The sequence below is a fragment of the Acidithiobacillus sp. TH-A36 genome (assembly GCF_057473445.1).
In genome coordinates this window covers 1-10,932 of record NZ_JBYCKP010000218.1, presented here as the reverse complement: position 1 = coordinate 10,932, position 10,932 = coordinate 1, and the positions used below count along the sequence as shown (strand labels likewise).

Below are 10,932 nucleotides of genomic sequence, written 5' to 3'. Positions count from 1 at the left end.
AAATCCATGCAGAGTAACTGGTTATTTTCGCGGCGATTCAGCTCCATGAGCGTGACATCATCCAGTAGTGCATAGCTGCCATGCTCTAAAGCACTTTGTAAGGGCGCAAACAGAACGTCCTGTGCCAGTAAATCGGCGCGCAACAGGTACAGAAATTCAGACTGCCCCCAAGCCCTGAGTGTAGAACTGGAAAGCATTGAGTTCAAAACCGATACCAACTATCAACTGATGGATTATTCATGGTCATTTTCAATATCCTTCATTGAACGCCGCTGATCAATCAAAATTGTGACGGTGACTTCAAGTCCACTTTCTGCTCTTCGTCCAATCTTATTGCCATCTACGGGTCTTGCCTATGCGCTTGATAAAATGGCAACCTCAAAAACAGAGCAAAAGCTGGGCGACCACCATAAAAAATCAACGGCTTGATCTCAAGTATCTCCTCAAGGATTCACCAAGCCTCAAGAGGCTGATTCCTGAAATGATGCCGGACGCTTGTAAGTAATGCCACAGACGAGGCGGCTTTTGAAACCGATCTACCGCTCTTCACCTTTCCAGAGCCGTGCCCTTGGGATATCGACACGCAAATTCTGGCTAACTGGTGACCAGAATAAACACGATCACCGTTTTACATACAGGTCCGGAATAACCGCTATAATTTCTAAGAAGCTTTAGATTTAAAGCAAACGTCTCCTCGTCATGACATTTCGTGGAGACTCCGGGTTGAGTCAGGAGCCGTGTCATGCCAAAACTTAATATTGTTATATTACTCACCATAAGCGGTTGTTTTTCTTCTATGGCTTGGGCGGCGCATACAGTCGGACCCAGCCCTGAAGCTCTGTGGAAAGAAGTACAAATATTGCAAAAAACGCACGCCATCATGACCGGAAGCGTGTCTTATCAAGCGGGATCTCGGACGGTTGATCCTTAAACCGTGGACTTGGCCAACCCTTTGGCAATATCTGGCATCCAAAAAGCCGGTGGGATACTGAAAGTGACCCGCGATAGCAACGGAAGCCTGATAGTCAAAGAAAATCACAATGCCCAGACTGAAAAGCTTAATGATACTGAGGCACTATCGGGCTTACTTAATGCAAAGTCAGCGTTTTTGGTGAATATACGTAACCCGGCGGCGGGTTGAATTCCCGCAGCTTGGTGTCGAGCAGGTTATCGAAGAAGAGCAAACGGTTCTTGGCGCGGTCGGCGAGAGGTACATCCGGATCAAAGCCGCGCCGCTGCTCGGCTTCCTCGCGGGGCACAATCGTCCGGCCGATGGCCTCGGCATAGCCGAGGATTCGGGCCCGGACGGTTTTGTGTTGGCCCGGTTTCATAAATAGGGCTTCAGATTCAAGGTGCGCTGGATTCATTCGCGCACGCTATCAGGCACGCCGGCCTTTTCTGCAAACGACCCCCATTTCGATACCGTCGCCTGCACCTCGGCAACGATTTTCGCAGCGCGCCCCCGTTTCATCGAAGCGGTCTTTGCGCAGGCGTTGAAGTCCTCCAGCGTGAAATGGTCGCGTTTTCCATTCATCGTTATCTGATGGCTTGGCGTCCACGCGCCCGCAGGATTAAAGCTGTAGGTCATATCAAAGGCCGGCGACAACGACCACTCACCGGCCTTGTTCATCAGGAAGGCAATATTCTTCACGCGGTCATCCTGATTGCGGGCCACGATATTGAATACCATGCGCAGAAACAGTTGCTCGATGGCCTGCATCGGCAACTGCAGTTGCCGCATCACCAACAACGCCTGCTCGTAGCTGTAGGCACCCGCCATATTGAAATCATAGTGCGCCAGGGCACAGAGCGACTGCATGTAAAGTTTCTCGCCGGCAGCCAAACGATCAAAGCGACGTGTCATGAAATGCGACCGGCCATTCTCCTTGAACAGCCGGCATTCACTGATATTGATGCCGCATTCAAGCGCCATCAGGTAATGCGCATACTCAATCACCCCGTAGCCTTGCGGGTCTTCCAGTTCCTTGTCCTTGTTGCCACTGACACCATCAAATTTCAGCAGCCAGTATTCAAATCCCTTGCCGGCCTTGACCTAGTCCGAGCGCACTTCATTGGTTTTCGGGTTCCATGCGATGACCGCCTTCGCCCGCGCGCCACCGGCGGATGTGTTCACGCGCAGAATATCCCCCAGCGCATCCCCCTGTCTGCAGCCGCAAAATTTGCCCAGCCTCCATGCGCTCGAGGGTGCGCTTGGCGACACCCGCCTGTTCGGCCACCGCTGCCTGGGTCAACTGCAATTCAACCCGACGGCCAGCAATCCGTGCGCCCAGCTCGGCCAGCACGGCTACATCGGCGTGTAGACCAGTGATTTTCATAGTCGTAATCTATCGCGAATATTCCGGTTGAACCGCTGTATATCGTCAGTTATTGCGATATTCGTAGACCAATAAACTACTTTAGTCAACTCGCAATAAATAGCGAGATAGTGATTTTATTAGTTCTTAGTCGCAATATGGTGCGGTAAATACCTGATGCTGACAGATGGCAAACGAATGACGCGGATTAACAATTACGCTGCAAATTCAATCAGGCAAAGAAAAAGGGCTTAGACCTAAGTCTAAACCCTTGATTTTATTGGTGCGCTCGGAGAGAGTCGAACTCCCGACCTACTGGTTCGTAGCCAGTTGCTCTATCCAGCTGAGCTACGAGCGCAACGAGGGCGTAATATAGCGACTGCACTGGCCGGGGTCAATATGTTGCGACAGCAGCAGCCACGAATGATCAGGGGTTTCCCGAACTGTCTCCGGATGCCCCTCCGGCCTTTTCTTTGGCCATTTCTGCCTTCAGACGGGCGAGATCATCATCAACACCACTACTGGCGCGCACTTTATCCAATTCCTTATCAGTTTGACTGCGGGTATCGAGGGGATCACTGAGGGCACCCGACTCAATCAAGCCATCCATGGCAGTTGCCTTGGACTCCATTTGGGCGGTGCGGTCCTGGGCGCGACGCATGGCCTCACCGGCGTCATCCATACCCTTGCCGATACCACTTAATGATTCTCCAGCCTGGACCTCAGCCTTGGCGGCCATCATTTCGCTTTTGGTCACTTCTTTCTGGGTACGGAACTGTTCGATATGATCCTGCAGCTTCTGTTCGTATTCCTGCAGCTTCTGTGACTGAGCCGCTACTGCATCATGCGCTTCCTTGAGACTGGCCAGTTTTTGCAATTCGGACTGCTTTTCGGCCAACTCGGCGCGGGCCAGGTCTTCACGGTTGGCACCCAGAGCCATCTTGGCATCTGCGTCGGCCTTGTCAGCGGCTTTTTGCGCTTGTGCCATCTGACTTTCCAGCGACACTTTTTCGGTAACCACATCGGCCAGATGGCGCTTGGTTTCCTGCAGGTTAGTGATCATTTTTTCATACGATAAGTCCAGGGTTTCGGCAGGATCTTCCGCATTATTCAAAAAATGATTGATCTTGCCCTGCAATATTTCTGAGGCATGCTTAAATAATGACATTGAATATTCTCCTTGCGAATGACTCGCGCTTTAATCGTTGACCGGAATAACCAGTTGCGGGCTCAGGCCATCAACCAGAGCATCAGCATTTTCCATGGCTTTCACGGCGGTACCGACGGCAAAAAATTCGATGATATGGGGTTTCCAGTTGTGGCTGCCTTCATGAAGCTGAACGCCGGTAATGCCATCCGCCTGGGCTTCCTGCGCCTCATGCTGCATACGTTCCATGGCCAGTTCCCGGGCGTCATACATGGCCTGGGTAAATTGTTCCATTTCCGTATTGCGACCCACATTTCCCATGGATTTCAGCATTCCTTGATGCGCCACATGATACACACAGGAACCCATGACCATTTCCATGGGGCGGTAACCCGCCTGCAACAACATCCAGAAGTCCTGACCACTCAGATCACTGGTAAAGGGCTTGCCACCCACCCCCTTGAAGCCTGACGCGCCACTGCGGTGGGCGATGGCCGTACCAATCGCCATGAATTCGAGAATGTCCTGATCCCATTCCATACGCTTCACTTCCAGACGCACACCCACAATACCGTCGGCCTGCAGTAAAATGGATTCCTGCTCCATGCGACTGATAGCCAGCTCACGGGCCTGATACATGGCCTGGGAAAGCACATCCATTTCCATGTTTTGATTCCAGTTTCCATACTGGATTCCCATATGATAAATACACGAGCCGACCACCAGACCCAAGGGCTCAAAATTGGCCTTGCGGACCATCACAAATTCATTGACGGACAAATCCGAAGTAAATATACCTTCGTGACTGCCCTGCGAACGCAGTCCTTTCAGACGTTCTACGGCATGGGGAGCGAGATGTTCTGTACTATCGGTCATATCAAATCCTTTTTGGAGTCAGTAGCACTGGTCAGGGGGTGATCAGCCAGTGATATCATGGCAAGCAGTTCATGTTGCGGCGGGTTTTTTGGCAGATAACTGATGGCGGTACCAATACTGATGTGGCGACAAAGAAAACGTTCGGGGTTGTCCTGATCGGCAGGTACCCGAAACATTTGGGTATAACTGGTGTGTCCAAGAACGCCGGCAGCCATCTTGCGGCCATCTTCGCGCAAATCATAAAGCGCCCGGCGCCGGACATTTTCCTGAAAAGTAGAAAGGTCGGTAATTTCCATGTTCCAGTACCGCGCCGCAAAAGGTGCCTGCTGGGAAGCCTGATCAGCGACAGTACCCATCCAGGGCATATACCAGTCAAAATTGGCGCCAATGGCAATACCTACAGGAACCACGCCATCTTCCAGCAAACGGACAAATTCCAGGGCCGACACCGTGGCGATAACGGGCGCGGTGGCAGGGGGAATTCCGGTTAGCCGGATTGCGGTGCCGGTCACCCCATAATCCATATCCTCACCTTCCCCATGCCGCACTTTCATGCGCACATCGACAATCGCATTGGCTCCCAGAGCGATGGCTTCAAGGCGCATACGCTCTACCGCCGTGTGCCAGCCATCGTAGTGTCCCTGGGTCCAGGAATAACCAAAGTGATACCAACAGTTTCCGGTTACCATACCGATAGGCTGAACCCCGTGACTGCGTTGCAAAAGAAGTTCTGCGGCAGTGGCCGTACTGATCCAGGGAAGATGCCCCTGACTGGTCGCGAACAGGCGATTTTGAACAAAATTGGGCAGGCGGCGTTGCTGCAAGGCCTGTTCCCATTCAGAATATCGCTGCATTTCTTCAGGGGTTTGTGAACGGACGCCCTGGCTCACGTTATGACCCAGATTTTCGGCCGCTCGCTGCGCGTCCTGGGCGACTTCCTCAATACCGTGTTTGATCTTGTCCCAAATGGACATAGTAGCTCCTTGCCGTTACCCCATGAGAAAATCGTGCAATGTATTGCTGGCTCCCTGCATTTCCCCGGACAAATCACCGAGGTCTTTCACCAGGCTTTCCAGCCATGTGGCGAGTGGTAAATCCTCATGTTTAAGCACCACGCCACGCACGGTTTTGGCACGAACCGTGCTGATATGCGCACCTTCATGAGTCAGTAAATAATCGTTATTGTTGGTGTGAACAGTAATGGCATGGACATGGCTGGTCTTGGCAAAAAAACCGTCTTTTTTTCTTTCTACTTCAACCAGGCCGGGCATATCTCCCTCCAGTCTTGCCGCCAATCCTTCTACAAAAGCCTTCATGTCGTCTTGCGCGCGCCTGATCCAGGCAGTACTTTGGTCAAAATCTGTGCTCATGGAGGGCCTCCCACCCTATTTATCGGCCACATTCGGTTTTTCAAAAAATAATTACCCAAGTTCAGACCGCCAGCTTTGACTATAGTTCTGTTTTTCTTCAGGCGCGTATTTTTTCCAGGGTGGATAATTCCGGAGATTGTTCGTGCAGGCGCTGCAATTCAGCAAATTGCCGGTAAGTGGGACAACTTTTCAGCAGCGCTTCATGACTGCCAATAGCAATGAGTCGGCCCTGATCAAGCACGGCAATGCGTGCAGCATGAACAATAGTGGCCAAACGATGCGCTGCCACCAGGGTGGTCCGCTGTGCGGTCAAATTAGCCAGTGCCTCCTGAATGAGCCGCTCATTTTCCGCATCCAGGGCGCTGGTGGCCTCATCCAGAATCAGTACACGAGGGTTTCTCAGAATCGCCCGGGCAATGGCAATGCGTTGGCGTTGCCCTCCAGATAAAGTTACGCCTTTTTCGCCAACATGGGTTTTCAGTTTGTCTTCCAGTCGGTCAGAAAATTCATCCACCCGAGCAGCCTGAACGGCAGCCAGTAAAGCTGCCTCATTGGCATCAGGACGCGCCATCAAAATGTTATCCGCAATACTCATGGAAAAAATGACAGGATGTTGTGGGACTACGGCCAGTTGCTGGCGCAAGCTGCGCAAGGGCATGGCATCAATGGCCGTTCCATCCAGCAAAATTTGCCCTTCGCTGGGTTGATAATGGCGCATGAGCAGGGAAAACACCGTACTTTTACCGGCTCCGGAAGCACCTACAAAAGCCACTGTTTCCCCTGGTTCAATATCCAGGGAAATATTTTCAATAGCAGGCACATCCGGCCGCGAAGGATACCGGAAGGCGACGCGCTCCAGGGTCAATCGTGCCGGATTTCTGATGGAAAACTCAGAGGGTTCCGGAACCTTGCCCACAGCGCCTGACAAAGCCGGGACACTGTGTTCCGGCTGTTCATCCAGCAGCGCCAGCAAGCGTTCAGTGGCACCCGCCAGTCGCGACATGCTGCCCCATAACTCCCCCAACGAGGCCAAAGACGTTGCCGCCATCAGGGCGTAAAGCAGAAATGCCGCCAGTACGCCCATGCCTACCTGCTTTTCGAGAACCGCCAGACCGCCCAGATAGAGCATGGCGCTGAGTGCGAGAAAAACCAGGCTTCCCGTCAGAAAGGTGGACCAGGACTGGACTTTAACCCGCGACCAGACTTGTCCCAGCAACAGATGAATATCCTGGCGATATCGGGTTTCAGTCTGAGGTTCGAGGGTAAGCGCCTGGATAACCCGAATGCCATTGATGGACTCTTCGGTATGGGCACTGAGATCAGCCAGATAATCCTGTTCCTTGCGGCTGTATCCGCGCTGCAGACGTCCTGAACGGATATTGACAAACACCAGAAACGGCAATACCAACATTCCCGGGATCAGTAACTGGGGCATGGTCACCAGCATCAACACCAGCGCGCCGACCAGGGTGATGCCGCTTTGCAGACTGCGCCCGAGCACGCCCGTCAAACCAAAGCGTAAAATGGTGACATCACTGCTTAACCGCGAAATGACCTCACCGGTCCGGAATGTCTCATAAAATATGGCGGGAAGATGCAGCGCATGACTGAACACGGCGCTGCGCAAATCGGCGACGACCCCCTGCCCCAGCCAGGTTGCCAGACCATCCCGCAGCCCGCGCATGGCGACCGTAAACATACCCAATATGAATAGCGCAATGCTGATCCATAGCAATGCCCTGTAACTGTGGAACCCCTTGTCGAGAATAAAGCGTGCGCCCTGGGGCAAAACCAAGGAAGCGGCAGCGCTGCAGAGCATGGCCAACAGATAAGCCAGCAGCAGCCCCAGCCGGGAACGCAAAAAGGGCTTCAGTTTCCATAATACCCAGAGGTTTTTATTGACCGGACGTTGCCAGGGATTTTGCGCCACTCAGTCACCTTGTCAGCGAATTTCAGGAATAACACAGCATACGCCTGCCCGACGGCTTTGGCTGCATTATCGCGATCCGTCAATTGACCGCTGGCGACCTTCAGCAGCAGAATGTGCCAAATTCCCTCACCTCCTGGAATAACCATGCAATCCCTTGATGCACTGAATCGCTACGCCATTCCCGAACATGTGTTTTTTCGCTTTGGTCCGGGGGGGCAGATTTTTGCGGACATTCGCAACAACACTGCCAGTGCCAGTGTTTTCCTGCAAGGGGCTCATCTGACAGCGTTTCAACCACGCTCCCAGTACGATCCACTCATCTGGCTTTCGGAAAAATCGCGCTTCGCTGTCGGCAAATCCATTCGCGGCGGCGTGCCGGTATGTTGGCCCTGGTTCGGTCCGCATCCCGACAACAGCCAGTTCCCGGCCCATGGCTTTGCCCGCACCCACTTGTGGACCGTCAGCGATTCATCAAGCAGCAAGGACATTACCCGGATTACCCTGACCCTGGAGCCCACGAACGAAACCCGGGCACAGTGGCCTCATGAGACTCCGGTCAGCCTTGAAATTATCGTTTCCGAAACTCTGGAAATGTCTCTGACTACCCATAATGCCGGAAACGACACAATCACTCTGGGTGAAGCTTTCCATACGTATTTCTACGTGGGCGATATTCATTCGGTGCGCCTGGAAGGTCTGGATGGTTGTACGTATCTCGACAAAACCGCAGATTTCGCCCGGAAGCAGCAGGAAGGTGACATTACCTTCAACGCCGAGACCGACCGGGTTTATCTCAACACCCAAAGTGATTGCATTATCCATGACCCGCGCATGTACCGCCGAATTCGTATTCATAAGGAGCATGCCGATTCCACAGTAGTCTGGACGCCCTGGGCCGAAAAGGCTGCTGCCATGGGAGATTACACGCCGGATGGCTGGCGGCAGATGCTCTGCGTGGAATCCGCCAACGCCGCCGAAAATGTGCTGCAACTGCAGCCAGGTGAGAAGCACAGCATGATGGTGCGTTACAGTGCCGAGTCTCTATGATCCCTTGAAAGTGGCTGTTGCCGCAGAGGCTTTGCCGTGACTTTATCTTTCAGACTGAATCAGGCACCCACGGACGCAGCCACTTCAAACGTAAACTGTTACTGAGCACAAATACTGACGACATTCCCATGGCCAGTCCCGCCAGCATGGGATTCAGCTGAAATCCCCAGGGAATCAGCACACCCGCAGCCACTGGAATCAGCAAGATATTATAAAAAAACGCCCAGAATAAATTACCGCGAATGGTCGCCATGGTTTTGCGCGCTGCCTGCACAGCCGTCACCAATGCACTGAGATCCCGATGGGTCAAGGTCAGATCAGCCGTCTCCATGGCAATATCAGTTCCTGAAGCCAGGGCCAGACCCACATCTGCCTGAGCCAGAGCCGGAGCATCATTGATGCCATCGCCCACAAAGGCGACTTTGCCGCCCTGGCTTTGTAACTGCTTGACGATATTTGCCTTATCCTGAGGCAACACCTCTCCATAAAACTCTTCTATTCCAAGGTGTTCGGCAAGATGCCGCGCTGCGCTCTGGCTGTCACCCGTAATCATGGCTACCCGCATACCCATGGACTGCAGTTGCCGGACGACCGCTAAGGATTCGGGTCTTACGCTGTCCTGAATGGCGATTTTCCCCAGCAGATGTCCATTCCCGGCAATATACACCCAGCTTTGGGCCACCTGCGGCTCAGTCCAAAATTTAGCGTCCTGCGCTACGCCATTCTCCTGCAACCAGACCGCCGTACCGACCAGAATTTTCTGTCCGGCTACGACGCCCTCAACACCCCGGCCGGGAACAGCCTGAAAATCCGTCACAGGAGACAGGGAAATTTCCCGTTCACGCGCAGCCTGAACAATGGTCCGCGCCAAAGGATGCTCAGAAGCCGCTTCCAGCGACGCAGCCAAGGTCAGAACCTGGCGGACATCGTCTGCGACAATTTCACACACGGCTGGCGTACCCCGCGTCAAAGTGCCGGTTTTATCCAGACAGACCGTTTTCACCTGAGCCAGCGTTTCCAACGCCAGTCCTTTGCGAAAAAACACACCTAACTCTGCAGCCCGGCCGGTACCGACCATAACCGCCGCCGGGGTGGCAAGTCCCATGGCACAGGGACAGGCCACTACCAGCACCGCCACAGCGGACAACAGCGCCACAGTAATAGCCGGGCTGGGTCCCAACCATAACCACACCATAAAACTCAGCAGCGCAATGCCAATAACCAAAGGCGTAAATACGCGAACCACCCGGTCAGCAAGACCCTGGATGGGCAGCTTTCCAGCCTGGGCCTGCTCGACCATCTGAATAATATGGGCAATGACTGTATTTTGCCCCACCGCAGTCGCTTCGATAATCAGCCTGCCGTTACCATTGATCGTCGCACCGACGACGGCGTCACCTGCTTTTTTATGCTCAGGCAACGCTTCTCCGGTCAGCATGGCTGCATCTATATAGGATTCTCCTTCCAGGACGATGCCATCCACGGGCAGACGCTCTCCCGGTCTGACCAGGAGATGATCTCCGGTGCGGATGCGGTTGAGTGGCACCCGCTGTTCCTGCCCATCCTTGAGCAGTGTTGCGTCCTTGGCCTGCAGATCAACCAGATGCCGAATCGCCTGCGAGGCCCGGCCTTTGGCCAGCTCTTCCAGATACTTGCCAAGCAGAATGGCGGCGATAACTACTGCCGCCGAATCAAAATACACATGCCCTCCGACCTGGCTGAAAAGCTCTGGGAAAATCAGCACGATCATGCTGAACAGCCAGGCGGCCCCCGTACCGGTAGCCACCAGAGAATTCATGTCCGGAGACAAATGGCGGTAGGCAATCAGACCCGGACGAAAAAAACGCCGCCCCGGACCGGCCAGTACCAGCGTTGCCAGCACGGCCTGAACCCAGTCCCAAAAATGCACAAAGGGTGCATTTTCTTGCAGCCATCGTCCCAACGCCGGAAAAAGCAGGGGGCCCATGGACAAACACAAAATAGGTACAGCCAAAATAACCGCCGTCAGCAAATCTTTTCGCATCAGCCGCAGTTGGGAGATTTTACGATCTTCACCCCGGGCATCAGCACGGACCGCCCGCGCTTCATAACCGGCGTTAACAACAGCGGCAATCACTTTATCCTGATTGGTGCTATCCGGAAAATATTCGACCATGGCCCGTTCCGTGGCCAGATTGACGCTGGCCGACAGGACGCCGGGCACCTTGCCCAGAGCGCGCTCCACGCGACTGCTGCAGGAAGCACAAG

General features: G+C 53.7%; 10 protein-coding genes, 1 tRNA gene and 2 pseudogenes. 2 read left to right on the top strand and 11 right to left on the bottom strand.

All coding sequences use genetic code 11. The features are described from left to right. A pseudogene (locus AC2VLY_RS05730) lies at nucleotides 1-197 on the bottom strand (hypothetical protein); the annotation flags it as partial. Nucleotides 198-355: 158 nt separating this feature from the next. Between AC2VLY_RS05730 and AC2VLY_RS05725 the strand changes: the two are divergent. After that, a complete protein-coding gene (locus AC2VLY_RS05725; RefSeq protein WP_193650092.1) occupies nucleotides 356-505 on the top strand; it encodes a DUF29 family protein in 150 nt (49 codons plus the stop codon). A gap of 583 nt (nucleotides 506-1,088) precedes the next feature. Here the strand turns inward: AC2VLY_RS05725 and AC2VLY_RS05720 are convergent. From AC2VLY_RS05720 to AC2VLY_RS05680, 9 genes and pseudogenes are all read right to left on the bottom strand, one after another. Then, on the bottom strand, nucleotides 1,089-1,367 hold the full coding sequence (locus AC2VLY_RS05720) for a hypothetical protein (protein WP_486921918.1): 279 nt from the start codon (nucleotides 1,365-1,367) through the stop codon (nucleotides 1,089-1,091). Next, a pseudogene (locus tag AC2VLY_RS05715) lies at nucleotides 1,364-2,032 on the bottom strand (type II toxin-antitoxin system HipA family toxin); the annotation flags it as partial. The pseudogene AC2VLY_RS05715 and the gene AC2VLY_RS05720, both read right to left, overlap by 4 nt. Nucleotides 2,033-2,069: 37 nt before the next feature. Further along, entirely contained in the window at nucleotides 2,070-2,336 is a 267-nt protein-coding gene (locus tag AC2VLY_RS05710; protein WP_486893427.1) for a helix-turn-helix domain-containing protein, read from the bottom strand. A 260-nt stretch (nucleotides 2,337-2,596) separates the two neighbouring features. Next, nucleotides 2,597-2,673, bottom strand: a tRNA-Arg gene (locus AC2VLY_RS05705). Between the two features lie 69 nt (nucleotides 2,674-2,742). Then, nucleotides 2,743-3,483, bottom strand: coding sequence for a PspA/IM30 family protein (locus AC2VLY_RS05700; protein ID WP_486893429.1), 741 nt, complete (start codon nucleotides 3,481-3,483; stop codon nucleotides 2,743-2,745). Between the two features lie 30 nt (nucleotides 3,484-3,513). Beyond that, nucleotides 3,514-4,338 (bottom strand): heavy metal-binding domain-containing protein, encoded by an 825-nt coding sequence (locus tag AC2VLY_RS05695; protein WP_193651068.1) that lies wholly within the window; start codon nucleotides 4,336-4,338, stop codon nucleotides 3,514-3,516. Then, on the bottom strand, nucleotides 4,335-5,312 hold the full coding sequence (locus AC2VLY_RS05690) for a heavy metal-binding domain-containing protein (RefSeq protein ID WP_193651067.1): 978 nt from the start codon (nucleotides 5,310-5,312) through the stop codon (nucleotides 4,335-4,337). Before AC2VLY_RS05690 ends, AC2VLY_RS05695 begins: the two co-directional genes overlap by 4 nt. A gap of 15 nt (nucleotides 5,313-5,327) precedes the next feature. Continuing rightward, entirely contained in the window at nucleotides 5,328-5,708 is a 381-nt protein-coding gene (locus tag AC2VLY_RS05685) for a hypothetical protein (RefSeq protein WP_486893431.1), read from the bottom strand. 97 nt (nucleotides 5,709-5,805) lie between these two features. Continuing rightward, nucleotides 5,806-7,638: an ABC transporter ATP-binding protein gene (locus tag AC2VLY_RS05680; RefSeq protein WP_486893433.1), complete on the bottom strand. Its 1,833-nt coding sequence runs from the start codon at nucleotides 7,636-7,638 to the stop codon at nucleotides 5,806-5,808. A 144-nt stretch (nucleotides 7,639-7,782) separates the two neighbouring features. Between AC2VLY_RS05680 and AC2VLY_RS05675 the strand changes: the two genes are divergently transcribed. Then, complete coding sequence (locus AC2VLY_RS05675) at nucleotides 7,783-8,685, top strand: D-hexose-6-phosphate mutarotase (protein WP_486893435.1); 903 nt, start codon at nucleotides 7,783-7,785, stop codon at nucleotides 8,683-8,685. Nucleotides 8,686-8,734: 49 nt separating this feature from the next. On the opposite strand, the gene AC2VLY_RS05670 is transcribed toward AC2VLY_RS05675, so the two are convergent. Next, a partial coding sequence (locus tag AC2VLY_RS05670; RefSeq protein WP_486893437.1) for a heavy metal translocating P-type ATPase occupies nucleotides 8,735-10,932 on the bottom strand: 2,198 nt, incomplete at its 5' end.

Bases quoted from the DNA above. Each gene is read 5' to 3' on its own strand.
- AC2VLY_RS05725 (WP_193650092.1), top strand. From the start codon at position 356: ATGCGCTTGATAAAATGGCAACCTCAAAAACAGAGCAAAAGCTGGGCG.
- AC2VLY_RS05720 (WP_486921918.1), bottom strand. From the start codon at position 1,367: ATGAATCCAGCGCACCTTGAATCTGAAGCCCTATTTATGAAACCGGGC.
- AC2VLY_RS05710 (WP_486893427.1), bottom strand. From the start codon at position 2,336: ATGAAAATCACTGGTCTACACGCCGATGTAGCCGTGCTGGCCGAGCTG.
- AC2VLY_RS05700 (WP_486893429.1), bottom strand. From the start codon at position 3,483: ATGTCATTATTTAAGCATGCCTCAGAAATATTGCAGGGCAAGATCAAT.
- AC2VLY_RS05695 (WP_193651068.1), bottom strand. From the start codon at position 4,338: ATGACCGATAGTACAGAACATCTCGCTCCCCATGCCGTAGAACGTCTG.
- AC2VLY_RS05690 (WP_193651067.1), bottom strand. From the start codon at position 5,312: ATGTCCATTTGGGACAAGATCAAACACGGTATTGAGGAAGTCGCCCAG.
- AC2VLY_RS05685 (WP_486893431.1), bottom strand. From the start codon at position 5,708: ATGAGCACAGATTTTGACCAAAGTACTGCCTGGATCAGGCGCGCGCAA.
- AC2VLY_RS05675 (WP_486893435.1), top strand. From the start codon at position 7,783: ATGCAATCCCTTGATGCACTGAATCGCTACGCCATTCCCGAACATGTG.